Raw genomic sequence first — 26,866 nt, 5'->3', positions numbered from 1 at the left:
CTTTTGTTTCATTTTAATTCTGATTGGTGGAGTTGTTTCATGTTCCGTTTTTGAAACAATAAACGGTTGTGCCTTTTTTTTAATTTATGGTATTTCGCGCTTTCTCTGTACATGAGCCTGTACCTATTTAATTAAATCATTCAAGGCAATCATTATGAACAAACTTTTACTATGCACTTTCTTTTTGGTCCTGCTTGGATTAACACCAATGCACTTATTTGCTCAGCCAGCTAATCAGAACTTTGAATCACTAAATTACGGTAATTATCCTGGTACCACAGATAATGTTACAATTGGGATATTAAAATATTCAGTTGTATCTCCAACTTCCAGAACTTATCAAACTTTAAATGGCACTCCCCAGGCTTTTTTAAGTGTACAAACCCCTGGCGGAAATAACGGAGCGGGCCTTTTTAGTGGAGTTTCCAAAATGTTGGTATTGAATCAAAATTATTCAGGCTATGAGGGAGGAACATTTACGCTAAGCCCGGATGGGGAAAGCAACTATAGCACTGGTGCCGCCGACCTTCGTATTGCAACTATAGATGGGTCGAAGTTTAAAATTAACTCTATGTATATAGATCCCGGACGTACCAACGAACATCCTTATTCGGAATGGTATAGTGTTGATGTGAAAGGATATAAAAATGGGGTTGAAGTTGCAAAAATTACGATAAGTGATTTTACTAAAACTGGTAATCGTAATTATGGGAGTGGGGCTAATGTAGCAAGTTATACTGCCGTTGATAAGGGTTCGTTAACTACCTATGGTGGGTTATTAGTTTTTATAGGAAGTAATTGGGCGAATATTGATGAAATCAGGTTTACATCGACGGGGCCGGTTGCTATGGCTATTGATGACCTTGATTTTTCCGCCGCAGGTACTACCGCTGTGGTGCCAACGCTAACTACCATATCAGCTGCAACAAACGTATCCGCAGTAAAGGCAACTATGGGCGGGACTGTGATCAATAACGGTAACGCTACTGTTATAGAAAGAGGGATTATATGGAATGTGAATGCCGGTAGTTTAGTATTGGGACAAGGCAATAAGGTAATAATGGGATCTGGTACAGGAAGCTTTAGTGATGTGGTGGGTTCATTGCCAAGTGGGAGTATAATTCGTTTTCGGTCATATGCTATAAATTCGGCTGGAGTGGGATATGGTGAGACCAGAGGATTTACAACTACTGCGGCTATGTCTGCCACATTTGATCTTTATCATATTTCATGTCCTGGGACCAGTACCGGTGCGGCTAGTATTAATATTATAGGCGGAAAAGGGCCATATACTTACTCATGGTCTGGTTCTAGTGACACAGGGCCTACAGTTTTTGGACTTAAGGCTGGTAGCCAAACTTGTACAGTTACAGATGGAGAAGGCTCTACAATCACTGAAACATTTGTAATTAATGAGCCTGTTCCGTTTAATGCAATTTACAATCAGGGGAACGCCATCTGTAATGGTGGTAATGATGGTTGGGCTGAAATAGTTCCTGATAACAATGGTCCGTATACCTATTCCTGGATGCCTGGTGGAGCAACAACAGCTAAGATTAGTAATCTGATAGCTGGTACTTATGTTTGTACAATTACCAATTCAGGAGGGTGTTCGATTACAAGGACAGTTATTATTACGGAACCTAAGAGAGTCGCCTTAGTAGGGGGAGCATTTTTGGCAGGTAATATTGGGAGTTTGTATAGTAGAAGTGTCTTTGGAGCTAACGGAGGAAATGGGACCTATTCTTACGCCCAGGTTTCTGGCACCTTGCCTCCAGGATTAACACTATCGCCTACCGGGCAACTTACCGGAACGCCGACTTCACTTGGAACCTATAATTTTAGTGTGGAAGTTAAGACGAGTAACTGTCCAGAAACGGCTACAGCCGACTTTAGTTTAATCATTTATAAAGCATCCCAGACCATCGTTTTTAATACAATTCCAGCTAAATCCTATGGTGATGTAGACTTTGTTTTGGGTAATACATCGACTGCGCAATCATTACCTATAACTTATACGGCAGCTGATCCAAGCATAGTTTCTATTGTCGGTAATATAGCTCATATCTTAAAAGTTGGTACAACACAGATTACCGCGAGCCAGGCCGGTAACGATTATTACAATGCAGCGACGAGTGTATCACGGGCATTAACGGTTAGTACGAAAACAATATCAGCTTCTGGATATACTGTGAGTAAGGTATATGATGGTACGAATACAGCAACAATTACTTTGAATGCTACGGGAAAGGTTGGAACAGATGATGTAGGCATAAGCTATACTTCGGCAGTGTATGCAAATAAGAATGTTGGTACTGGTAAACAAATTACTTACACTGGTCTTGCTTTAACTGGGGCAGATAAATCTAATTATTTCTTGGGTACCCCCGTTATAACAGGGGTAATTATCGCAAAAGATATTACTGGAAATTTTACTGCTGATGATAAGGTTTACGATGGCTTAACATCGACGACTATCTTAACGCGTACAATAGTACCTCTACCGGTAGATGATGGCAATCTGACATTAATCGGTGGTGTAGCTACTTTTGCTGATGCAAATGCAGGTATTGGGAAAGCAGTAACTGCAACGGGAATGACTTTAAGCGGTACGGCGGCAGGAAATTACAGGTTAATTTCTATATCACCTGCTGTTGCAAATATTACAGCCAGAGACATAACCGGAAGTTTTGTATCATCGAATAAAGTTTATGACGGACTATTATCGGCTTCAATAACAAGCAGGACAGTAACGCCTTTGGCCGCAGATGCGGGTAAGTTGACATTAACAGGAGGTTTGGCTGACTTTGCTGATGCAAATGTGGGAGTGGGTAAAACAATAACTGCTACTGGAATGACTTTGGATGGCACAGCTGCAGGAAACTATAATCTGATTTCTGTATCACCTGCAACGGCGAATATCACGGCTTTGGACATCATAGGAAGCTTCAGCTCCGAAGATAAAGTTTATGACGGAGTAACAGCGGCTTCAATAACAAACAGAACAATAATTCCTTTAGCTACAGATGCAGGTAAGCTGACATTAACAGGAGGCTCAGCCAATTTTGCCAATGCAAATGCGGGCACAGGAAAAACAGTAACCGCAACAGGAATGGTCTTAGGTGGTTCTGCAGCAGGAAACTACAATTTGATTTCTGTTTCACCTTCAATTGCAAATATCACCGCCAAAGAAATCACAGGAAGTTTTGTATCAGAAGATAAGGTTTATGATGGATTATCATCGGCTTCCATAATAAGCAGAACAATAACTCCTTTGGCTGCAGACGCTGGTAACCTGACCTTAACGGGTGGTGTGGCTAGCTTTGCTGATGCAAATGCAGGTATTGGGAAAGCTGTTACTGCAAGCGGAATGACTTTAGGTGGTTCTGCAGCAGGAAACTATAATTTAATCGCTGTATCACCAGCGGTTGCTAATATTATGCCCAAAAATATTACAGGTAGTTTTACGGCATCAAGTAAGATTTATGATGGTTTAACTTTAGCGGTCATCATAGATCGGACCATAACATCTTTGGTTGCAGATGCTGGAAATTTGACCTTAACGGGTGGTGTGGCTAGCTTTGCTGATGCAAATGCTGGTATTGGTAAAACTGTCACTGCAACAGGAATGACTTTAGGGGGGGCAGCAGCAGGTAATTATAATTTAGTTTCTGTGTTGCCGACGACGGCTAACATTACCGCCCTGGATATTACCGGAAGTTTCACATCGGCAAATAAAGTTTATGATGGATTAACTTCAGCAGTAATCACAAATCGTACAATAACACCATTGGTTGTAGATGCAGGCAAATTAACCTTAACGGGTGGTGTGGCTAGCTTTGCCGATGCAAATGCTGGTATAGGTAAAGCAGTCACTGCAACAGGAATGACTTTAAGTGGTGCGGTTGCCGGAAACTATCATCTAATCTCGGTATTGCCTACTACAGCCAATATTACACCCAAAGATATAACAGGAAGTTTCGGCGCGAGCAATAAAGTTTATGATGGGCTAACATCAGCCATGATAGCAGATCGCAGTGTAACACCGCTAACAACAGATGCAGGTAAGCTTACATTAACCGGAGGTTTTGCTAACTTCTCTGATGCAAACGTAGGCACCGGTAAAACTGTAACTGCCACCGGCATGGTTTTGAGCGGTTCAGCTGCTGGAAACTATAACCTAGTCTCAATATCTACTGCGGTAGCCAATATTTCGACGAAACCGGTTATTGTAACTGTTAATGCAAATCAAAACAAAATTTACGGAGCGGTAAATCCAGACTTAAACTACACGATAACTCCTGGAGGATTGTTGGGGACAGATGTGCTTAGTGGAAACCTTGCAAGGGCATCAGGCGAGAACGTAGGGTTTTATGCCATAAACAAAGGTAGTCTGGTTGCAGGAGCAAATTATGCGCTTCAGTTTGTAGGTAACTCTTTTGAAATTAAACAGGCGAACCTAACGATTATTGGAGACTCTAAGGAGAAGTTTGTAGGTACAGAGAATCCGCCTTTAACCATAAGTTATAGAGGTTTTGTAAATAACGAAGGCGTAGCCGCACTAAATGCTTTACCTTATATAGGTACAACAGCAACCTTAAATAGCGGAATGGGTAGTTATCCGATTATGGTGGGTGGAGCATCGGCCATTAATTATAGCATTAGCTATCAAAATGGTGTTTTGCAGGTGAAACCCGGCGCACCAACCAGTGTCAGCTTAGCAGCCATTGTTGTATTTGAGAACAGGCCTGCGGGTACTAAAGTAGGTGATTTAAGCTCTACCTCTCAAGATCCAAATGCAACATTTACCTACTCGTTTGCCACAGGTGCGGGAGACATTGACAATAGTAAATTCCAAATTGTAGGTAAAGAGTTGAGAACCAGTCAAAGTTTAGATTATGAGGAAAAATCAAGTTATAGCATTCGGGTAAGAAGTACAACTCAATACGGTTTTACTTTAGATCAGATATTTATTGTTCAAATTGAGGATGTAAATGAACAGCCAACATTAAATCCGATTGCGGATCAACGAATCTATTTCCAGACTGGAAAAGAGGAACGTATTGGTTTAGAAAATGTGAGCCCTGGGCCGGAGCTTCATCAAACTGTTACTGCAAGCATCCAAACTGATCGTGCATCACTATTTGATCGTCTGGAGGTTATAAACAATCAGGTGATTTACAAGATAAAACCAGGACAATTAGGTGAAGCCAATATAACTGTAACCATTACCGATAACGGAGGTACTGCCAATGGTGGTGTAGACAAAATCAGCAGGAGCTTTAACCTTAAGGTAGATGCGACTCCTGTTATTACAGGTACTGGTACCCAGGTTGGCTTAAAAATACCAACGGATTATATCTCCAGTCCAGGCATTGGTAAGGGGTTAAGTTCCCAACTGCGTGTGCAGGCCGAGGATGTGGTTAGTTACCGTTGGACCGGAATAGGTTTAAGCAATGCAAATATCAGTAATCCCGTAGCCCAACCATTAACTACCATGACCTATCAGGTTACCATTACAAATAGCAAAGGATACAGCATTACTTTACCAATTACAGTAGAGGTTAGGGAAGACTATATCATTGAAGCGGAGAACAATTTTTCACCAAACGGTGATGGAATCAATGATACCTGGGTGATTAAGAATATCGAAAATTATCCGAATCATGTGGTCACTATTTTTGACCGTGCAGGCAGAGTTTTATATACTGTGAATGGTTACAAAAATACCTGGGATGGTACAGTAAACGGAGCACCATTGGCCGAGGGGACTTATTACTATATGATCAAATTTACCGATCAGAAGGTCAGGGTTATAAAAGGATTTATCACGATAGTAAGGTAAGCTGCTGTGATACAATTGATAACTTCTAAAACATTAATAACAAATTTATACTGATGAAAAAAATTTTTGGAATAATTCTCTTAATAAGTACAGGCATTAGTATCCAGGCACAAATTGTACCTCAAAAGAGTCAATATTATAATAATCCCTATTTGGTTAATCCTGCTATGGCTGGCAACGGGCATAAGACGAGTATATATCTTAATTATAGCAGCCAATGGAATAAAATAGACGGTGGTCCATCGCTAATGAGTATTTCTGCTGCCACACCTATAAGTGATAAGGCAGGAATAGGCGCAAATTTAATTACTGATAAGGCTGGTTTATTATCAAGAACTCAAGCCATGAGTAGCTTTTCTTATCGTTTACCATTATCAGAAAATGATAATTTAAGGTTTGGCGTATCTTTAACATGGAGTCAGGAGCGTTTAGATCAGGCCGGTGCCACTTCAAGCGGTATTCGTGATCCTGCATTAATGAGTTACAACGATAGGAGGGACAGTTATTTTGATGGTAACTTTGGAGTTGCTTATCAGGCTAATAATTTGGAGGCTCAGTTTAGCTATTTAAATTTAAATCAAAAACGTTCACATCAAATTAGTACAGTTGATTACACTACTTTTTATAGTTCTGTGAGTTACAGGTTGTCTTTCGACAAACAACTATCTGTAAAGCCAATGATTGTTTACAGGGGCTTAAAGGGATTTAGCAATCAATTAGATTTGGCTGCTGAATGGAGTGTAAATGCGAATTTAGACTTCTACACCATGTATCATAGTAATAATAGTTTTACCGGTGGACTTGGTTTCCGGAGTCATAAATTTCGGATATCGACTTTGTACAATAGTGAGCCTACAGCAGTACGGGGATTAAGCGGGGGAATATTTGATGTTGTGCTTGGTGTAGAGTTTTGATAAAAAAATGGCGGTATCCACCGCCATTTTTTATTATTAACTAAACTAAAATTTATATGCTAGATACCCATAGCGATAAATCGCTGTAGGTAGTATGTAGCCGAAAGCTAAAGGATCAGGTTACTTAGAATGGGCTTACTACAACCTTGGTTATCGTAGTCTTAACAGCAGGAGCTTTTGCAGCTAAATCCTCATTTTGACGATCAGAACCCGTGGTCATGAAGGTCAATAAGATCACTATAAAGACTGGAACCAGCAGTAGTAAAAATGGCGATGTATTTGCTAACTTTTTCATAAGTCCTTGATTTGTTGTTTTGATGAAACAAAGAGAATAAATAAAAACAGGCTGCTAAAATCTTTTAGACCAAGTGGATTTTATCCTAGATAAACAGTTAAATAGGAGTTGGTAGAAGAAAAATGCCCGTTCGTCGAACACCACCATTTTAAAATAATTAGATTTGTGTAATTTGATAGCTCAAATGTTTAATTATTACCCGTATAAATGAAAAACAAAGGCCCTTTAGCTGTACACCTATTTTTTTGGCTGCTTATATTATCTGTATTGTTATGGGATACTTTTAGTGGTGAGCAAAAACCATCCTTGTATGAAGCCCTGGTGAAGTTTGGATATTTTGCGATCATCAATCTTTCGATCTTTTATATCAACTACACCCTGTTAATACCCATTCTCGTAAAGCAGAAAAAGAAATATGGGCTCTATATGCTTTCGATCTTTATGCTTATCGCCATCATGGTGATCATAAAGACGGTGGTAGCCAGTTTAAACAGTGATTTCTTTTTAGCGTATCTTAGTAAGGAAACGGGTAAAATAGAGTACTTTGAGCTGACTAAGTACGTAGTATTTGCAATTTTTGTCTCCGGTTTTTTCGTTGTTGTAAGTGCGCTGTTAAAGTTTGCAATAGATTGGTTTGGGAGTGAACGCATACAGCGCAATCTGGTAAGTGAAAAAAGAGACATGGAGCTACAGTTCCTAAAATCACAGCTTAACCCGCATTTTCTTTTTAATTCTTTAAATAATATTTATTCCCTGGCATATCAAAAGTCTGATAAAACTGCCGACGCTATTTTAAAGCTATCCGAAATTATGCGCTATATGATTTACGAGAGTAACGATAGCTGGGTTTCATTAAGTAAGGAGATTACCTATGTTCAAAGTTATATTGAACTACAGAAATTGAGGTTTAAGGATGGGGCTGCGGTTGAACTTACCTTAAATGGAGAGATAGATGATCAGCAGGTGGTGCCATTGATATTGATATCTTTCGTAGAAAATGCGTTTAAACATGGGGTGGCTAATGATCCGACCGACCCGATCAGGATCAATATTATTGCCAACCAGAAAATATTGCACTTTAGTGTGACGAATAAGAAGAATAAATATAATAAAGATGTAATGGGTGGGGTGGGCTTAAATAATGTAGAGCGCAGACTGCAATTACTTTATCCCGATAGGTATAAATTAAATATTGTAAATTCGGCAACTCATTATACCACCGAACTAATGCTTGATATATGATAAAGTTAAAATGTATAGCTGTTGATGATGAACCGTTAGCGCTGGATATTATAGAGGATTACGTTTCTAAAGTGCCATTTCTGGAGCTGGTTAAGCGCTCAGAAAATGCCATTGAAGCATTGCAAATGGTGCAGGCTGGTGGGATAGATATTGTGTTTTTGGATATTCAGATGCCTGAATTGACCGGAATACAGTTTTTAAAGATTGCCAGTGGGAAGGCTAACTTTATTTTAACTACGGCTTATTCTCAGTACGCATTGGAAAGTTACGACCTGAATGTGTCTGATTATTTATTAAAGCCCATTGCATTCGATCGCTTTTATAAAGCTGTAGAAAAGGTGCATAATCAGGTGGTAAAGGTGGCCAGTCCTCCTGACTCCCCAATACAGCCATTAATGGCTATCGTTCCAGCCCCACAGCCGGTAAGTCCTATTCAGGACTTTATCTTTGTAAAAACAGAGCATAAAATTCAGAAAATTGAGTTAGATGATATTCTTTATATTGAAGGTTTGAAGGATTACATTTCCATCTTTACAAAGACTGAGCGGGTAATTACATTGCAGAATATGAAAAAGATGGAAGAGACCTTACCTAAAGGGAAATTCATCAGGGTTCATAAATCGTACATCATTGCGCTGGATAAAATTGAAAGTATTGAACGCAGCAGGATCACTATATGCAGCAAAACTATTCCGATAGGGGATACTTACAGGGACGAGTTTTTTAGGCATATAGACAATAAAAATATCTAAATCGTACCTGGGGCTTTTACCTGGTTTAACTTAACCCTGATTGCATTTTCGGCTTCAAGTACAATTTCTTCAGGGTTTTTATTGAGCGGCTCTACGGGAGCTAATACGGTCCACTTCAATTTTTCGCCAAAGCTTAAAGGATAGGCCCCATATTGCACCAGTTTCCATGAGTTTTCAATCGCTATGGGTACAATTAAAGCGTTAGGGACTATTTTTAAAAGTGTAGCAATACCTCCAACCTGAAAAGGCTTCATTTGTCCATCTTTGGCGCGGGTGCCTTCGGCGAAGATCATGGCCGACCAGTTATTTTCTTTCAGTCTTCGTCCCAGCTTTATCAGTTCAGAAACAGCCTGCTTGCTATCTTTACGATTGATGTTAGCACCGCCGCCATATTTCAGGTTAAAGGAAATAGAAGGAATACCTTTTGTAAGCTCAATTTTAGAAATGAATTTTACATGGTATTTTCTTAGGAACCAGATGAGGGCGGGAATATCGAACATGCTTTGGTGATTGGCCACAAAAATGATGGGTCTATCAGTAGGCAGGTCTTGATGATTTATAAAAGTAATGGAGCTGCCCATCAACAGATCAGCGTAGGTTAAGAAAAAGTTAAGCGCATCAACAGATGCTTTGTGTGTCTTATAGCCAAAGAACTTATAGCAAATCCATTGAATAGGATGGAAGATCACCAATGTTAAACCAAAGAAGATATAAAATAGGAGACTGAAGATATAGCCTAAAAACTTATTCATAGTTTATTTTAATGTAGATAAAAAATTAAAGATGACCTTCAAGGATCAATATTTTGGTCCTCAAAATAGCGGCAACACTCATGCTGTCGGTAATTTCGCCATTAATCACCATTTGATAAGCTTCATCAAATGGGAGTTTACGCAATTTCAGTTCTTCCGTTTCTTCGGGTGAGGATTCGCCCTGAGTTAAATCTCTGGCCATGTAAATGATCGCCAATTCATTACTTACGGAATTAGATAAATGCATTCGTTGTAGCTCGATCCATTCATTTGCCAGAAGGCCGGTTTCTTCCTGCAATTCGCGTTGTGCACTTTCCAAAGGATCGGATTCTAATGACCCGCCACCTTCCGGAATCTCCCAGCTATATGCCTTTAAAGGAAATCGGTACTGACCTACCAGCCAGGTGTTATGGTTTTCGTCTAATACCATAATGCCTATGGCATAATTCTTAAAATGAACTTCGCCATATATACCCTTACCCCCTGAAGGGTTGATCACATTGTGTTCTGTTAAGCCTATCCAGTTGTTTTCGTAGATTTTATGGCTGTCAATTGTTATCCAGGGATTACGCTCTTCCATGTCCGCAATATACGAATTTCTGATTTTAGCCCGGCTATTGGGTTTTAGGTGGAGTTGGAACTTTTTTAATTTTTGTAAAGCGATAATTCAAAGTCATAGTTACATTACTGGTATTGCTGGCGGAGTAACTTTGCAATCTGAAATTGACACCTTCACTAAATAGGGTATTGTTACGTTTGCCAAAAGGATCGTTAACACTTACTCTTGCACTCAGCCTGTTTTTCAGGAAAGTCTTTCTAGCGGCCATGCTGCTGGCAACGGAAGCCTTCGTCCGGCCTTGCGCATTTGCATTGTTGGCGTAATTGACATTGGCTTCAAAAGCTGTTTTAAGCGGAAGTTGCATAGACAATCCCAGAGCGCTTCTGATGCTTAAACCATCTCTGTTTAATGCACTATTTAAGGAAGATGAGTATTTGCTCTGTGTGAGCGTAAAATTGGCATTGGCGGTTAACTTCTTGCTAGGCCTGTAGTTTCCAATCAATATCAATCCGAAAATATCATTGGAGCCCACGTTGAAATAGGTGGTTTCGGATGTCGCTACCCCGTTTACTACATTTACAGAACGGTAACGCTCTATAACGCCGCCGCTGGTAGAGTAGGATAGCCGGGGGGTAAAAGACCACTTTTCACCAAATGCACCAAAGCTGACGTCCATTTGCTGTGTATAAGCAGGAACCAGTGCAGGGTTACCAAACGAAATGTTAAGTGTATCGTTGTTATTGATCTGTGGGTTTAGGGTGTTCTCCCTTGGTCTGTTTATACGTACGCTATAAGTAGCACCAATATTGTATCTTTTCTTGAAAAAGTGATTAATGGAGATATTTGGAAACAAACTTAAATAGGGTTTAATGTTATAGCTATCGCCGGTCGACAGGTCGAAGTTTACATCTGTCAGCTCAGCCCTAAGAGCTGCTTTAATACCAATGCTCTTGCCTTTATAGTTATAGGAAGTATATCCGGCAATTATCTTTTCATTGTAGAGGAACTGATTGCTGAGTTTTTGGGCAATGACATATTCCTGAGTAGCAAAATTAAAGTCTCTCACCAGCATGTCGTTGTCATTTTTTCGGTGTGTGTACATCACTCCGGCTTCAAACCGATCCCGCTTTTTAAAAACAGGTCTGTCATAATCCAGGTTAAAAGTAAGACCATTGTTGCCCACCCCATCGGTATTTTCACGTAATGAAGGTTTTAAGGTAACCGGTAAAGTGTAATGCTGGTCCAATAGTCTTAGGTTGTCGTTGGTGTTGTTATTGATGGTTAATCCAATGGTTAACTTGTCGCCGCTTTCTTTTCCTTTTAAACTATAATCGGCGTTAAATACCAGACTATGACTTCCTCCCTTGGCAGTACTCATTTGGTTACGGACACGTTTCAAGGCTAGTTCTTCACTTAAAAAGTTAAAATCAGTGCCCGACCTGCTGTTGTTGCTGTTGGTATTAAAGTTAGTGCTCACGCGTAGGTTCTGCTGTGTTGTAATGTCCCAGTCAAGTCCGGCTCTAAAGTTTCCACCATTAGTGTTACTTCTGCTATTGCCGTAATTGTCGTAATAGAAAGTGGTGTCTTTAACCAGGTCAAAGTTTTCGCGATAGGAGTGCGAGGTACTTTTGGCAACATTGGAGCGGTAGGCTGCACTTCCCGTTAGCGAGTAGTTCTTACTTCGATAGGAGGCATTGGTATTCATATTGGTGTTTCCCTGTACACCTGCCGTAATGCCCGCATTGCCATTAAAGCCAATCGCAAATCCCTTTTTCATCACAATGTTAATGATGCCCTCCCCATCGCCGGAATACCTGGCCGGGGGATTTGTCATCACCTCTATCTTCTCTATCGCATCAGAAGGCAGGACATTTAAAAGATCAGCGATATTAGAAGTCATGTAATCTGAAGGTTTCCCATCGATAAAAATCCTGGTCGACCGCTTTCCTGCAATGGTAGCCTTTCCATCGATATCAACCTGTACCATGGGTACATTTTTAAGAATATCGGTAGCTGTACTTCCTTCAGCCAAAATAGATTTATCTACATTGTAGGTAATCATGTCGGCGGTAAATTCTATAACTGGCTTTTCTGCGGTAATGGTTACCTCATTTAAGTTATTCTGCTCACTGCTTAATTTTAGGGTCCCCAAATTGCGCTCGGCATTTTTTTCGGTAAGGATAACTTCATTAACTGTTAAGGCTGTAAAGCCCACGTAGCTTATTTTTACCCGGTAGGTCGCATACTTTAAGGCGTTAAACTTAAAAAAGCCATTCTCATCTGTAGATGTGGTTGCAAATGGACGTTCGGCATCAGCCTCATAAACAGCTACTACGGCAGATGGAATAGGGAGCGCACCTACCTCTTCAATTACTTTACCGGTAATTATGCCTTTGTCGGTCGCCGCATATAGATTTGCAGCGCCAACAAAGGATAGTAGCAGGTAGAAAATGAGGGTTAATGGTTTTTTCAATGTTTGGTTATGGTTGTGGTGTATGCTTAGAAAGATTCTTCATCAGAGCGTGTTTCCCCCTGATCAGATTTCTTATTCTTTTTAAAAGTGAAATCGGTTTTACCAAAACGGTAAGCATAAGTTAAGCTGCCCATAGGCCCCACCATATTACGTCTAAAGTCTGTAATCACTCCGTTTGCTGTACTGGTCATGCTCCAGCGTCTGGTATTAAATACGTCTCTTACGTTTAGGCTCAACGATGACTTTTTGTTCTTGAAGTCGTACTTGGCACCTGCATCTACCGCATACATAGCATTTCTCCTGCCCTGTGCAGTTACCTCTTTTGAGCGGTAGTCGCCTTTTATTTGCATGGTAATGTTATAAGGAAGTACAAAGTTGTTGGTCAGGTTGGCATTCCAGCTAAAACCTGAACTTTCTAGCACCCCATAAGCAGGAGCTCCGTTAATTTTCTTTTGGTATAAGTTTACATTACTGGTAAAGTTCCATGCTTTAACCACATCAAAACGTCCGATAAGTTCTAATCCACTAGATAGGTCGCTTGGTAAGTTTTGTGGGGTAACTGTGATAATTCCACTATCATCTGTTGTTCTGATTCTTTGTACAACATCATTGGTTTTGCGCATGTAAGCAGTAGAAATAAAGGTGACCTTTTTCCAGAATTTGCTATAGCTCAATTCGTAGGCATTTACATCCTCAGGCTTCAGGTTTGGATTACCCTGACGATGAATTGTTGGATCAGATACATCTACAAAGGGGTTGGTATCCCAGGCTCTTGGTCGGTTTACCCGTCTGCTGTAACTCAGTTGTAGTTGTTGATCCTGTTTAAATTTCTGTGTTAAAAAGATACTTGGATACAAGCGTGAGTAATCTACTTTTCCGGGTGTATAACTCATTTCACCTGTCTTGCTATAGCTAACAAGGCGGGTGTCTAATATGGCATCTTCTCCTCTCAAGCCTACCTGGTAACCAAAATTCTTAAATTGGTTCTGGAAGTTTACATATAAGGCATGAACCTGGTCTTTGCTGTTAAAGTTGTTGGTGAGGTCATAATTTGGTACATATTCACCAGTGATACTATCATAGTTCGTCGAGAACAGGTCATTCTCTGCATAGCGGATTTGGCTTCGGTAGCCGGTTTCAAATTTACCCGCCTTACCTACTGGTATGGTATAGTCTGTTTGTATGTTATAGCTGCTGTTGTTGCCGGTTCCATTATTAACCTGGATTTTAGGTAAAGTGATTACTGGTGTACCATTTTGGTTATATACATCTGTATTGTAGTTCTGGTTATTATTGTTTGTTCCATTAGAATAGCTAAAATTGAAGGTTAGCTCTTCTTTAGGTTTTTTAAATTTATGTATAAAATCAAGACTAAGGTCATAAGTGTGACCCGATCCATCATTGATATTTTTTCTTTTACTCAGTTCAATTGGGTCTTTAGCTGAATTCAGTTTGTTAATATTTAAGAACTCATTCTGGTCATTATCTCTGCGGTTAAAACCTCCGGTAAAACTAAGGATGTCTTTTTGACTCAGGTAATAATCCAATCCTGCTTTTACGTTATGCCCCTTGTCTACGGATTTGGAATCGGTATTTTGGTCGATAAATGGGAATCGATAAGAATAGTTTTTTGTGTCATATTCGTTGTTGGTAAATCCATTACTTAATCGGTTACCATAGCGGTAGCTATAGTTTCCATAAATATTTACCTTGCTGTTTTGAAAGCTTAAGCTTGTGCTTGCATTATAATTATCTCTATTACCTGCTGTAAGTGCTACAGAGCCATTTAAGCCCAATTTTTTATTCTTCTTTAAAACAATATTGATAATACCTGACTGTCCTTCCGCATCATATTTTGCTGAAGGGTTGGTGATCAGTTCTACACTTTCAATGGAACTGGCAGGCAGAGATTGCAGAATTTGGGTCACATTACCTCCGGCGATCATAGACGGCTTACCGTCTATTAAAACCTTAACACCTGTAGAGCCTCTTAGCGTTATATTTCCATCAATATCAGATTGTACGGATGGAACATTTTGCAGCAGATCAGAGGCGGATCCCCCTTCACTAACTAAACTCTGATCCACAGAGAATACCTTTTTGTCTATGCCTAGCTGCATGGTGCTCTTTTGTCCAGTAATGGCTACTTCTTTTAATGCGGTTCCTTTGGCAGGTTTCATTTTTATGGTCCCAAGGTTAACCGCGTTTTGTACATCAGAGATGGATACAGAATCTCTTACCATAGTTTGATAACCTATATAGCTTACTTTAAAGGTAAATACACCTTTAGGTAAACCGTTTACTAACAAGTTTCCGTTTACATCGGCCTGGGTGCCTTTTACAACGGCTTTGGTTTTTCGGTTTATGATTATGGCAGAGGCAAAGGGAATGGTTTCATTACTTTGTGCATCGACAACCTTTGCAGTGATTTTTCCATCACCGGTGGTTTGTGCATTAATTTTTACAGTGATAGTACAAATAGCAAGCGTTAAAAGCAGAACTTTGTAGGCGTAGTTGGTCATTAAAATGTTTCTTTTTTGTGTGTTTGTCTAAGATGGACAAATAAACGACTCGGAGGTTTAAAAAACATGGCGTAACTATTTTATTACAGGCGTATGATCAATTATAACGATATTTTTAATGCAGAAGGGTTGAGCTATCTAGCTTACAGGAATTTAATAGATGAGCTTTTGGCTGCTAAAAAGACTACCGGATCAGATCATTCTGATGCAATGTTACACTATACTAAGATGAATGTGCAGAGAATGAATCGTGTAGATAAAACCGTTCAACTTAGTGAGGAATTGTTCAGTGGTTTAAATGCTATCGAGGGCAACTACCGTTTTCTTGTGATTTCTGAGGGATGGTGTGGTGATGCAGCTCAGATTGTTCCTGTGTTTGATAAAATGGCAACAGCCTTTCCGGATAAGTTTGATTTGAAGTTTGTGCTTAGGGATACCAATCTCCCCTTAATTGATGCACACCTTACCAATGGTGGAAGGGCAATTCCTGTTTTACTGGTGTTGGATAATGATGGAAAGGTTATCACCAAATGGGGTCCAAGACCTCAGATGCTACAAGATCTTTTGGCCGAATGGAAAAGTCAGGAAAGCGATATGATGGCACTTGCCGAGAAACTTCATGCATGGTATGCTAAAGATAAGACGAAAACAACACAGCAGGAGCTGGCAGCTTTGTTTTCTAGTCTACAGTAACCGTTAATCCTTCTTGTTGTAAAATTTTACGGTATACTTCCATTTCGGTAAAGGAGCCTTCCAATACGGCACATTTTCCTTTATTGTGTACTTCCCATGCAATTTTCTCTGCCTGGTTTTCGGAGTAGTCCAGATACTTCATCATGCAATAAATCACATGATCAAAAGTATTCACGTCATCATTCCAAAGTATTAAACGATGAACAGTTTTTAGCGAAGTAAGAATTTCTTCCAGTGTAAATGTTTCCTCTTTTGTTTCTGTCGACATCCTACAAATTTAAGCTAATTTCAAAATAATGTTGTAGTTAAAGTAATTTTTGCTTAAAATTATTCTAAAAGCTAAGTGATATGGATCGTTCAAAGATTGCCGGAATAGGTTACTATGTACCCAAAAATGTTTATACTAATACTGATTTATCGCGTTTCATGGAAACCAGCGATGAATGGATACAGGAACGCACCGGAATTAAAGAACGCCGCTTTGCAGATAGATTGGGAGAAACGACCACTACAATGGGGATCGAAGCTGCTAAAATTGCTATCGAACGGGCAGGTATTACTGCGCAAGATGTTGATTTTATCATTTTTGCAACCCTTAGTCCCGATTATTATTTCCCGGGATGTGGCGTTTTGCTACAGCGTGAAATGAAAATGAAGGAGGTGGGGGCACTGGATATTCGCAATCAGTGTTCCGGATTTGTATATGCCTTGTCTGTTGCGGATCAATTCATTAAAACCGGTATGTATAAGAATATATTGGTGGTGGGGAGTGAGAAACATTCATTTGCAATGGATTTTGAAACGCGTAGCCGCAATGTTTCTGTAATATTTGGCGATGGGGCTGGTGCTGTTGTATTGCAACCCACCCAAAAGGAGGGACAGGGAATTTTAAGTACACACCTGCACAGTGATGGCGCTGATGCGGAATTGCTTGCCATGTTTTATCCAGGAGCAAGTGCCAATAAATGGTTAAAAGATAAACCGGGATACCCTGATCAGGAGCTTGGTGGATTATTTATGACAACGGAACAACTGGAAAGTGGTGCAGCACTACCATTTATGGATGGGCCTGCTGTATTTAAAAAAGCAGTAGTAAAGTTTCCAGAGGTGATTAATGAGGCACTAAAAGCCAATCATTTAACTGCTGCTGATATTGATTTGCTGGTGCCACATCAGGCCAATTTAAGGATTAGTCAGTATGTACAGCAATTGCTGGGGCTGCCGGATGATAAGGTATTTAATAACATTCAGAAATATGGTAATACCACTGCGGCCTCTGTGCCGATAGCACTTTGTGAGGCTTGGGAGTCTGGTAAGATTAAGGATGGCGACCTGATCTGTCTGGCGGCCTTTGGGTCTGGTTTTACCTGGGGCAGTGCCTTAATCAGGTGGTAAAGATCAGCTTCCTTTAGCTGACCGTGTCATTTGCTCAAAAGCATCCCACATTTCGTTAGGGATAGCCTCCAGTCCGTTAAACTGACCTGCGCCCTGCAACCATTCACCACCGTCAATGGTAATCACTTCACCATTGATATAGCCGGAAAAATCGCTAATCAGGAATGCGGCCAGATTGGCAAGTTCCTGATGCTCGCCAACGCGTTTTAAAGGAACCCGGTTTTTAAAGTCGAATTTCTCGGCGAGATCACCCGGCAATAGTCGCTCCCAAGCTCCTTTTGTAGGAAATGGCCCCGGTGCAATGGCATTGGTGCGGATACCATATTTCCCCCATTCAACGGCTAAAGAGCGGGTCATAGCCAGTACACCGCCTTTGGCACAGGCCGAAGGAACTACATAGGCTGATCCGGTAAAAGCATAAGTGGTCACTATATTTAAAACGCTTGCCGATTGTTTTTCCTTAATCCAGTGTTTCCCAAAAGCCAGCGTACAGTTTACAGAACCTTTTAATACAATATCGATGATGCTGGAAAAGGCATTCGCTGATAAGCGTTCGGTAGGAGAGATAAAATTGCCGGCCGCATTGTTTAACAAACTGTCGACCCTACCAAAAGCTTTGATACTTTCTGCCAATACGTGTTCTACCTGTTCATATGCTCTTACATCGCAAGCCAGAGCAAGTACCTTTCCTCCTGTTTCCTTTTCCATCTCTTGAGCTGTTTTTTGCAGCACATCAAGCTTTCGGCTGGTAATAACCAGGTTGGCACCTAATTTAAGGAAATAAGTTCCCATAGCCTTTCCAAGACCTGTGCCACCACCTGTAATCACAATCGTTCTACCTTTTAAGGCATCGTCTCTTAACATAGGTTCGTTAAACATGGCTTATTTCTTTTGCAGGTTATCAATAATTGTTTTTAATATATTCCTGGTAGTAGGTGCCCACCATTGTTTCAACATTACAGCCAAGGCTTCGCTCTGATCTGCGCTGGTGCTGGCAATGAGGTCTTTTCTGATGCTGAGCTTGCTCTGCTCCCAGGTATTGCGCTCCATAGCCATATATTTTCTAATTTTTCGCTCTGCAGCGGTAAGTATACTTGCCGGGTTCACCAACTCATCTACCAGGCCAATTTGTAAAGCTTCTTCGGGGCTAAATAGCTTTCCTTCCAGGAGACTGCGTGATGCATTTGCTGAGCCTATCCAAAAAGCATATAAGTTAAATATGCTGTTGGGCACAATAATGCCTACCGGAACTTCATTTAAGCCAATGATGTATTTGCCTTCTGCCATTACTCTGTAATCGCAGGCCAATGCAATTATGCATCCTCCGGCAGGACTATGCCCATTTATGGCTGCTACCAAAGGCTTTTTAAAAGCAGTAATATTGGCTATAAAATTCAAAAACAGGTGCCAGAAAGACTCAGCTTCGGCTTCATCGTAATTGTATAGCTCGATGAGGTCTAGTCCGGCCGAAAAGAAAGGTTCTTTTCCGGTGATGATCACACCGCATATATTAGGGTCTGTAGCGATATTATTGAGCATATCATTTAGCTCAGTAATCATTTCTCTATTCAGGGCATTGGATTTGCCCCTGTCTAAAGTAATCAGGCTTAAATGATCTTTTATGGTAACTTTTATGGTATTCATTGCAGGTGTTTATTTTACTTCATAGGTGTATACGGCTCTAGCCAGATGGCCCATCATATCAATACCTTCAACAACCACCCTGTAGGTGCCGGTTTCATCGGTATTGAAAAAGCTAAATTTGGCTTTGCCATCGACATCGGTTACAATATGGGGCTGCCAGTATACCGTACTGCGTAAATCTAACCTGTTATCAGGTGTTGCAGGGTCGTATTTTGGTGAGTAGAACTCCCTGGTCACATTGTAGCCTTTAGGCGAATAGGTGATGATGCCAGGAGCGAAAACAGTGCCGTTGTAGCCACCACCTCTTTTGGTGGTGATGATTAACACACCGCCACCACCTTGCGAGCCGTATATGGCTGTATTTCCAATGGATTTTAAGACTTCAACGGTTTCTACATCAGATGGAACAATATTATCGAGAAAATCAGAGTCTACACTCATTCCATCAATGATGATTTGCATTGCTCTTCCAGTAGACATGTTTCTCATCAGGTAAGGTACACCACCTTGTATAATTAACCCTGCCACTCGCCCCTGTAAACATTGCGCAAGCGTAGTACAGTTTTGCAACATATCGGCGGTTAGTATATAATCGGCATGACCAGCACCATTTAGGTTTGATGAATTCTCTGCCGGATTCTTTTTCTCCGTAATATTTACCTCCTTTAGCATGATCGTTCGCTCCAGCAAACCACGCTTAGTCAGTTCATCGAAATAATTGTTGCTGCGCGTCAGATACCCTTGTAAGGCTTCATTTACGTTTACTTCCAGGTCTCCGGTATTTTTATTTTTGGTTACAATTTGTCCCGGTACAATGTCGAGTTTAATGTCTACACTCTTTTTGTTTTTTACGGTTCTACCTTGTACAATGAATTTTGTACTGTCAGTAAACACCAGGTTGTTGAAATTAAAATGACCCTGGGCATCAGTTAAGGTGTCAATCATAAAAAAACCACCCGAAGAAGAGAATAATGTTACTTTACTGTTTGGAAGTGGTTTGCCCCCATAGCTGGTGATAGTGCCACTGATACCAATAGATTTTTCCGGTTTAAAAGTGTCGATAGGAGGCGTATTATTGATGATGCTTTTCCATAATATTCTGCGCCAGCCTTGTGTAAGCATTAAGTTGTCAAGATCTTGCACGGTTTTCTCATCCTTGTCAAGAAAATAATAGTTTGGATTTTCAATGTAACCAGTTAGGTCGGAGGTAAGCAGTATGGAGGTGAAAATGTTGGTTTCATTCTCCGGATCGGGTTTTACTGATGCGGTATTGGTTACGGCAACCGAAAAACTACCGCGCACAGGTTTGTCGCCAAAGCGGGTAAGCAGGTCGATATCTACCTTTCCTCTTTTCGAATAGCTAGGTTTTAAATTTTCTATAGTTGTATTTATACGGTCTTCGACATTGTTTACAAAAGCCAATCTTTCGCAAACCGGGTTATTGGTTCCATTAAATAAGGTAAATTGTACAATCCCTGAAGGAAGTTCTTTTTTAGGAATAGAGGCAGTGATGATTTGTTTTTGTGAAGGCGATCTGGTTACAAAATATACGTTTCCGTTGTTCTGGGCTACTACTTTTAATTCGTTAGTGCCTACCAGATCTTCACTCATCATTATTTTAACACCAATCTTATCGGGGCTATTGTTGTTTATGGACAGAACATACCCACTGGTTTGAACTTTTGGTAAAGCAAAGGTTTGCTCTGAGCCATCTTTAAATTTAACTTTTGCAGTGTATGTTTTACCGGGTTGCGGGTTGACGATAAAGTTGCCCATGCCCAGGTGTTTGGTCTCAAATCGATTTATTTCAACACCTTCGTTATCTAAAATGGTTCCAGTCACATCTTCGCCATGGCCCGCTGCATTTACTGCTTTTACGGCAACTTTATTAGGTAGCGACTCAATCAGGTTTCCTCCTTCAGGAAAAAACTGTACATCGACATTGTTGGATGTTGCGGTGATAGGGATGTTTTTTACTGTTTTTTCTTTGTTTGGCAAGGTCAGCGTAGCGATGATTTTACCTGATTTATATAAAGCCGGTTGCGTATTGGAGAAGTTGATGCTTACTTCGCCTTGGTTGTTGGTCGTGGCTTTGCCTTTTGTGATACTTCGGGCATTTAGTTGTATTTCGTAGGCCACCTCATTATTGATATAAGGCTCACCCTTCTTGTCCGTGAACTTAATTTTCGCATTTACCTTTTCGGTATTGTTTTCTTTGGTAAAGCTATAGTTGGTGTTTGTAAAGACTCTGTTGGCCCAGGAGTTTCCTATTTTTATGGTTTTATCAAAAAAGTACTCGGGACCTGCATTCCGCATCCATTGTGTATAGGCTCTTATGCGATAATTGCCTTCGCTTAAGGTATCAGGAAGCTTAATATCTCCCCAGGATAAACCACCATTCATAGGTAGCTTTAACTGGGTTTTTATATTGTCTTTTTCATCGATCAGTTCAACATATAAAGCTTTACTGATGTCGGTTGGTTCGGAGGTTAGGGTGTTGATGACGTAAGCTTTTAGCCAGATGTCATCGCCAATGGCATAATAGGGTTTGTCGAGGTGTAGGTGCACTTTTTCCTGTGCGTACTTCTTATTATATTCCTGCAGGCGCTTAATCAGATCAGAAAAGGGATCGTCTGCCAATTTGTAGGCGAATGAAAAACAGATCCCAAGCATTAATAAGGCAGGAATAACGAGTTTAATTTTCATAAATTGATCATAAGTAACAAAGCCTCAATATACAAATATTGAGGCTTTGTTAGCATAATTTAAAAAGATATATAGGAGCTGTTTTATGTAACTTTATTGTATGTATTAGAGGTATTTATTTTACTTCGTAAGTATACACAGCTCTGGCCAGATGCCCCATTGCATTAACACCTTCTATAACTACTCGGTAGCTTCCTGTTTCGTCAACGTTCTGGAATCAATTTAATGGCTGGAATGGATGGTTTCAAATTCACCCTGAAACCAAATTTAATTCCAATGGTCATATAACAGCAGTGATATCCATGCTTGGTTAATTAATCGTGCAAAACAAATTTAATATTAATAGTAGAAATAGTAAAAAATCTTCAAACTACGTAATTTTCCATATATTAGTGATGTCCAAACATGAACAACAACAGCAAAAGCTGTCCCCCTAAAATTTTTAGTAAAAAATGGAGTGTTATCGGTCCTAAAGGAGACCGATATCAGCGTTATATACTAGCTCGGACCTACTTCGTGTCAGGTTCGTCTCTGGTTCGTCTTTGTTCGGTAAAAATTCAAATGAAACTTATCTATTAACCGGGCAATATATGAGTAGTAAACAACTGTCCAATCCGGCTTACTTTCGATCCGAAAAAAAATTAGGTGAAGTCCTCTTAATACCGAACGTCTTCCGGGAATGAGGTTGTATCACAATTCAAAAGCAGCCTCTGAGAATTCTATATTCGAAAATGCTCCTTTAGGAGGACACGAATAAAAATGACAAAGATATCTCTTTGATTTTAAAACTTATTTTTAAACATCATGCTTTCAACCGGTTTGGTTGTTTTATTGTTGTATTTGGCATTAACTTTTGTATTGTACATGGTTTCAATACTACCCTCAATAACAAAGTAAATCAGTTGGCCAATTGGCATACCTGCGTATACGCGAACAGGCTGTGCACAGGAGATTTCGAGGGTCCAGGTATTACAAAAGCCGACATCGCCTTTTCCGGCAGTAGCATGAATGTCTATGCCCAGTCGCCCGGTACTCGATTTGCCCTCTAAAAAGGGAACATGGGCATGAGTTTCAGTATATTCTAAGGTTACGCCAAGGTATAAAGTGCCGGGTTGCAGGATGTAACCATCTTTAGGGATTTCAAAATGTTCAATTTTATTGTGTGTTTTTGCATCAAGTATCCGGTCTTTATAAGTAGCAAGATATTTACCTAGATGTACATCGTAAGAGTTTGTTCCAAGGCTTTCGGGTTTAAAAGGCTCAATGATAATTGTGCCCTTCTCTATTTCTTCGAGAATTCGTTTGTCAGACAGGATCATTATTATATAGTATTTGGACGAAATTATGATTAATTTAAGATACTTTTGCAAAGTTGTCTAAAAAGAGATGCCTGTAGTTTTTAATAAAAATATTGACAAGGACACCATACTGGCGGTCTGGAAAATCGAGGAAACCGAAGAGCAGCTGCTCTCGGGTTTACAGTTGAAACAACATGAACTCGATTTTATTTCATCCTTAAATAATGGCAAGCGCCTGCTCCACTGGTTAAGTACCAGGATGTTGTTGAGAACGATGCTAAATACCAATGAATATATTGATTGCAGAATGGATGATCATGGTAAACCCTATCTTCCTGATCTGGATTATCATATTTCATTAAGTCATTCTTATGATTATGCTTCGGTAATTATTGGCAAAACAAGGAAAGTTGGTGTTGATATTGAGCTGATCAAGCATAAAATAAAAAGCATCAAGCATAAATTTCTTTCGGATGTTGAACTGGCACAGCGACAGGTGGGCGATAATATTGACGGGCTGTATGTTTGCTGGTGTGCCAAAGAAGCCATTTATAAATGGAATGGCAGAAGAGGACTGGAGTTTAAACAGGATATGCATATTAAACCTTTTAAGTTGAAAAATGAAGGTAAGCTGAATGCACTGGTTGATCTACCCGAAGGTACGAAGGAGCTTACGGTTCATTATTTTAAAACAACGGATGGTTATATGCTGGGCTACGTGGTAGCTTAATTTTTGCAAAATGAATAAGAAAGTTGAATTTATAGATTGGGGCCTTACAGATTATCAGGAGGCTTGGCGTAAGCAGGAAGCTATCTTTGACCAGACGGTTGTTTTAAAAACGCAGAACCGGACGAATAATACACAGCTTGAGACACCTAACTATCTTATTTTTTGCGAGCATCCGCATGTGTATACACTTGGGAAAAGTGGCAAGCCTGAAAATCTATTGCTGGATGATGCTGCACTATTGGCTAAACAAGCTACTTATTATAAAATAAACAGGGGGGGCGACATCACTTATCATGGCCCCGGACAAATTGTGGGCTACCCGATATTAGACCTGGATAATTTCTTTACGGATATACATTTATATTTAAGGATGTTGGAGGAGGCTGTTATTTTAACACTGGCCGATTATGGCATTGTGGCAGGCCGCTATCCGGGATTTACCGGAGTATGGTTGGATGCTGACAATGAGCAGGCCCGTAAGATTTGTGCAATGGGCGTTCGTTGCAGTCGCTGGGTAACCATGCATGGCTTTGCGTTTAATGTAAATACGGATCTTGACTACTTTAAAAATATTGTTCCCTGTGGGATTGATGATAAGGATGTGACTTCGATGCAACGGGAATTAGGATATGCATTAGATATGGAAGAGGTTAAGGGTAAGTTGATGTGTCATATTGCAAGTCTTTTCGGTATGACATTAACTGGTAAAGTATTACAATAACAATCGATCTTTCGTGCAAAACTTTTTGTACGTATTTTGTTTTCTTTATTAACTTCGGGCTGTACAAAAAATAACGCCATGCCTTTGCAAGCCTCAAGTAACGATATCACTATCAAAACCGAAAAAGTTTTAACTTACCTAGCCTTGGGAGATTCGTATACCATAGGTGAATCTGTTCCGCAGTCAGGGTCTTTTCCTTATCAGTTGCAAAGTCTTTTAAAGGATAAAAAAGTGACAGTTGCTGAGCCTAAAATTATTGCAACTACAGGATGGACAACGGATGAATTAATGCAGGCCATCCAGCACGCCCGATTGACGTCTAAATTTGATTTTGTGACTTTGTTGATCGGTGTAAATAATCAATATCGTGGTTATCCAATTGCTACCTATAAAAAGGAATTTTTAGCGTTGTTACAAACTGCTATAAGTTTTGCAAAAGGAAATAAAAAGCATGTCTTTGTAATTTCTATACCGGATTGGGGTAAAACAGCTTTCGGTGTAAGTGGGGGCAGGAATTTGGATGATGTGGCTCGGGAGATTGACCATTTTAACATAATATGTAAGGAAATAACACTTGCCGAAGGAGTAAATTACACAGATATTACTCCAATATCGAGACGTGGATTGGTAGAGCCTGATTTGGTTGCCAGCGATGGTTTGCACCCCAGCGTGAAAATGTATGGGGAATGGGTGAAACTGCTTGTACCTAAGGTTATTGGGTCTGTTTAATAAATTAATATATAGATTGTGCTTTCCCTTTTAAATTAAAAAATATACATTAGAAGAAGTATTTCAAAAACTAAAAACTTACGATGGAAGAACAACAATCACAAAATCAGCCATTTGGACAGCCTCCTTTTGGTAACGGTTCTACCCCTCAGCCTAAAAACTGGTTGGTTGAATCTATTTTAGTTACTTTATTCTGCTGTTTGCCGTTTGGTATAGCTGGTATTGTTAATGCGGCAAATGTAAACAGTCGATATGCGGCAGGCGATTACATGGGTGCACAAGCTGCATCTGCTGCTGCAGGAAAATATACAAAAATTGGCTTCTTCGTAGGTATAGCGGTAATTATTCTATATGTTATCTTTTTTGTTGCATTAGGCTTGGGTGGAGCCATGTTTAATTCGCGATGATATTAAAGTACATCTCGGGCTTATTTATAGTTATTATCATTTCTGTTTTATATTATAGATATGATCCTGAGATGTATAGTTTTTTTCCTGAATGTCCATTCCATAAGTACGTTGGCCTTGATTGTCCTGGTTGTGGTTCACAACGGGCTGTTCATGCCTTACTTCATGGCAATATCCTATTGGCATTAAATTATAATGTGCTGCTGGTGTTAAGTCTTCCTTTTTTAGTGATCCACTTTTTATTGAAAGTTCTGAGTTATTTTATGCACAAGGATTTAACCTGGAGCATATGGTATAAACCATTAACACCTAAAATGATCTTTGTAGTAGTATTACTTTTTTGGATCGGTAGAAATATCCCCGTAGTGCCCTTTACTTACCTGGCCTCTTAAACTCATTACAAGGAAATAGCCGTTTGATAGTTATAGTCTTTAATCACAGTTTTTAGAAACTCCATTTCATTCATGCCTTCAGGAATGCTTATAGAAAGTAAAGTAGCCACCTTTGCCGACATGGTATAGATCAGCTCGGTATTGTGGGTTTTATAATAAGTGTCAATTACTTCATGTATCAGCTCAACATCTCTATCGGTAAGCAAGTTCACATTGCTAAAAACAGGGACATAATCTTCCTCAACAGGATGGAAAGCAATGTGGTTAAAGTTTGTATGAGGAACAGTTTTGATGACCGTAGTTCCGGCAACGATATCCCCAATCCGCTGTTTGTTTTTTGATACCGCAACGCAAATTAATCCGCCCACTTGAGCGGTAAAAACAAAATCAACCAGGCGAAACAGCCATCGGATAAAATATTGGCCTAAGCTGGGCTGGCTGCCATCCAGACTAATGACTTTTATTTTCATTAAACGTTTTCCCACGCACTGACCGTTCATAAAAATCTCACAAATCAGGTTATAGAAAACATAGCTTGCACCATAAATGATCATCAATCCTATAATAAAATACGGTGTGCCTTTCAATGATCCGGAAATGCCTGTAAGCACAACCAGCACTATAAATATTAAATACAAGCCTAAGAATATCCCCAGATCAATTAGCCTTGCCGCTATGCGCTCGCCCAGGCCGGCTACAGGATAATCTATATCTACGTGCTGACTGGTATTTACTTTTATTGTTTCCATACTTAATTCAAATATAATATTGAAGTTGAATTTTTTGTTGTAAAATGT

22 protein-coding genes are annotated in these 26,866 nt (G+C 39.9%); 11 read left to right on the top strand and 11 right to left on the bottom strand.

Annotated features, from left to right (window positions below; all coding sequences use genetic code 11):
• Positions 1 to 154: 154 nt before the first annotated feature.
• Together P0Y49_20260 and P0Y49_20255 are read left to right on the top strand one after the other, a co-directional pair.
• On the top strand, positions 155 to 5,845 hold the full coding sequence (locus tag P0Y49_20260; protein ID WEK19114.1) for a YDG domain-containing protein: 5,691 nt from the start codon (positions 155 to 157) through the stop codon (positions 5,843 to 5,845).
• A 53-nt stretch (positions 5,846 to 5,898) separates the two neighbouring features.
• Positions 5,899 to 6,759, top strand: coding sequence for a type IX secretion system membrane protein PorP/SprF (locus tag P0Y49_20255; protein WEK19113.1), 861 nt, complete (start codon positions 5,899 to 5,901; stop codon positions 6,757 to 6,759).
• Positions 6,760 to 6,883: 124 nt separating this feature from the next.
• On the opposite strand, the gene P0Y49_20250 is transcribed toward P0Y49_20255, so the two are convergent.
• Positions 6,884 to 7,054 (bottom strand): hypothetical protein, encoded by a 171-nt coding sequence (locus P0Y49_20250; GenBank protein ID WEK19112.1) that lies wholly within the window; start codon positions 7,052 to 7,054, stop codon positions 6,884 to 6,886.
• 207 nt (positions 7,055 to 7,261) lie between these two features.
• Here P0Y49_20250 and P0Y49_20245 point away from each other — a divergent pair, with 207 nt between their 5' ends.
• A complete protein-coding gene (locus P0Y49_20245; GenBank protein ID WEK19111.1) occupies positions 7,262 to 8,296 on the top strand; it encodes a sensor histidine kinase in 1,035 nt (344 codons plus the stop codon).
• Positions 8,293 to 9,048 carry a LytTR family DNA-binding domain-containing protein gene (locus tag P0Y49_20240; protein ID WEK19110.1) on the top strand — a complete coding sequence of 252 codons (756 nt, stop codon included), beginning with the start codon at positions 8,293 to 8,295 and terminating at the stop codon, positions 9,046 to 9,048. Before P0Y49_20245 ends, P0Y49_20240 begins: the two co-directional genes overlap by 4 nt.
• Here P0Y49_20240 and P0Y49_20235 read toward each other — a convergent pair.
• From P0Y49_20235 to P0Y49_20220, 4 genes are read right to left on the bottom strand one after another with little or no spacing between them, the layout of a single operon-like run.
• Positions 9,045 to 9,800, bottom strand: coding sequence for a lysophospholipid acyltransferase family protein (locus tag P0Y49_20235; protein WEK19109.1), 756 nt, complete (start codon positions 9,798 to 9,800; stop codon positions 9,045 to 9,047). The genes P0Y49_20240 and P0Y49_20235 overlap by 4 nt on opposite strands.
• A 25-nt stretch (positions 9,801 to 9,825) precedes the next feature.
• On the bottom strand, positions 9,826 to 10,380 hold the full coding sequence (locus P0Y49_20230) for an NUDIX hydrolase (protein ID WEK19108.1): 555 nt from the start codon (positions 10,378 to 10,380) through the stop codon (positions 9,826 to 9,828).
• A 34-nt stretch (positions 10,381 to 10,414) separates the two neighbouring features.
• A complete protein-coding gene (locus P0Y49_20225; protein ID WEK19107.1) occupies positions 10,415 to 12,832 on the bottom strand; it encodes an outer membrane beta-barrel protein in 2,418 nt (805 codons plus the stop codon).
• A 26-nt stretch (positions 12,833 to 12,858) separates the two neighbouring features.
• Positions 12,859 to 15,354 (bottom strand): TonB-dependent receptor, encoded by a 2,496-nt coding sequence (locus P0Y49_20220; protein WEK19106.1) that lies wholly within the window; start codon positions 15,352 to 15,354, stop codon positions 12,859 to 12,861.
• A gap of 93 nt (positions 15,355 to 15,447) precedes the next feature.
• Here P0Y49_20220 and P0Y49_20215 point away from each other — a divergent pair, with 93 nt between their 5' ends.
• Positions 15,448 to 16,047: a thioredoxin family protein gene (locus P0Y49_20215; GenBank protein WEK19105.1), complete on the top strand. Its 600-nt coding sequence runs from the start codon at positions 15,448 to 15,450 to the stop codon at positions 16,045 to 16,047.
• Here P0Y49_20215 and P0Y49_20210 read toward each other — a convergent pair.
• Positions 16,034 to 16,315: an ATP-dependent Clp protease adaptor ClpS gene (locus P0Y49_20210; GenBank protein ID WEK19104.1), complete on the bottom strand. Its 282-nt coding sequence runs from the start codon at positions 16,313 to 16,315 to the stop codon at positions 16,034 to 16,036. The two genes, P0Y49_20215 and P0Y49_20210, sit on opposite strands and share 14 nt — an antisense overlap.
• A gap of 80 nt (positions 16,316 to 16,395) precedes the next feature.
• Here P0Y49_20210 and P0Y49_20205 point away from each other — a divergent pair, with 80 nt between their 5' ends.
• The gene (locus P0Y49_20205; protein WEK19103.1) at positions 16,396 to 17,442 is read left to right on the top strand and encodes a ketoacyl-ACP synthase III; all 1,047 of its coding nucleotides are present in this window, start codon (positions 16,396 to 16,398) and stop codon (positions 17,440 to 17,442) included.
• Positions 17,443 to 17,445: 3 nt separating this feature from the next.
• On the opposite strand, the gene P0Y49_20200 is transcribed toward P0Y49_20205, so the two are convergent.
• The 4 genes from P0Y49_20200 to dcd form a co-directional block, all read right to left on the bottom strand.
• Entirely contained in the window at positions 17,446 to 18,321 is an 876-nt protein-coding gene (locus tag P0Y49_20200; protein WEK19102.1) for an SDR family oxidoreductase, read from the bottom strand.
• Between the two features lie 3 nt (positions 18,322 to 18,324).
• Positions 18,325 to 19,086 carry an enoyl-CoA hydratase/isomerase family protein gene (locus P0Y49_20195; GenBank protein WEK19101.1) on the bottom strand — a complete coding sequence of 254 codons (762 nt, stop codon included), beginning with the start codon at positions 19,084 to 19,086 and terminating at the stop codon, positions 18,325 to 18,327.
• A gap of 9 nt (positions 19,087 to 19,095) precedes the next feature.
• Positions 19,096 to 21,792 (bottom strand): TonB-dependent receptor plug domain-containing protein, encoded by a 2,697-nt coding sequence (locus P0Y49_20190; GenBank protein ID WEK19100.1) that lies wholly within the window; start codon positions 21,790 to 21,792, stop codon positions 19,096 to 19,098.
• A 782-nt stretch (positions 21,793 to 22,574) separates the two neighbouring features.
• Complete coding sequence (gene dcd, locus P0Y49_20185) at positions 22,575 to 23,111, bottom strand: dCTP deaminase (protein ID WEK19099.1); 537 nt, start codon at positions 23,109 to 23,111, stop codon at positions 22,575 to 22,577.
• A gap of 67 nt (positions 23,112 to 23,178) precedes the next feature.
• On the opposite strand from dcd, the gene P0Y49_20180 reads away from it, so the two are divergent.
• From P0Y49_20180 to P0Y49_20160, 5 genes are all read left to right on the top strand, one after another.
• A complete protein-coding gene (locus P0Y49_20180; protein WEK19098.1) occupies positions 23,179 to 23,820 on the top strand; it encodes a 4'-phosphopantetheinyl transferase superfamily protein in 642 nt (213 codons plus the stop codon).
• A gap of 10 nt (positions 23,821 to 23,830) precedes the next feature.
• Positions 23,831 to 24,541: a lipoyl(octanoyl) transferase LipB gene (gene lipB / locus P0Y49_20175; GenBank protein WEK19097.1), complete on the top strand. Its 711-nt coding sequence runs from the start codon at positions 23,831 to 23,833 to the stop codon at positions 24,539 to 24,541.
• A 78-nt stretch (positions 24,542 to 24,619) separates the two neighbouring features.
• A complete protein-coding gene (locus P0Y49_20170) occupies positions 24,620 to 25,270 on the top strand; it encodes an SGNH/GDSL hydrolase family protein (protein ID WEK19096.1) in 651 nt (216 codons plus the stop codon).
• Between the two features lie 83 nt (positions 25,271 to 25,353).
• The gene (locus tag P0Y49_20165; GenBank protein ID WEK19095.1) at positions 25,354 to 25,677 is read left to right on the top strand and encodes a CD225/dispanin family protein; all 324 of its coding nucleotides are present in this window, start codon (positions 25,354 to 25,356) and stop codon (positions 25,675 to 25,677) included.
• Positions 25,674 to 26,069, top strand: coding sequence for a DUF2752 domain-containing protein (locus tag P0Y49_20160; protein ID WEK19094.1), 396 nt, complete (start codon positions 25,674 to 25,676; stop codon positions 26,067 to 26,069). Before P0Y49_20165 ends, P0Y49_20160 begins: the two co-directional genes overlap by 4 nt.
• A 5-nt stretch (positions 26,070 to 26,074) precedes the next feature.
• Here P0Y49_20160 and P0Y49_20155 read toward each other — a convergent pair whose 3' ends face one another.
• Entirely contained in the window at positions 26,075 to 26,818 is a 744-nt protein-coding gene (locus tag P0Y49_20155) for an RDD family protein (GenBank protein WEK19093.1), read from the bottom strand.
• Positions 26,819 to 26,866 lie beyond the last annotated feature (48 nt).

This window comes from Candidatus Pedobacter colombiensis, from assembly GCA_029202485.1.
Taxonomy (GTDB): Bacteria; Bacteroidota; Bacteroidia; order Sphingobacteriales; family Sphingobacteriaceae; genus Pedobacter; species Pedobacter colombiensis.
Note: the sequence above shows the minus strand (reverse complement) of the source record. Positions and strands in the feature narration are given on the sequence as shown.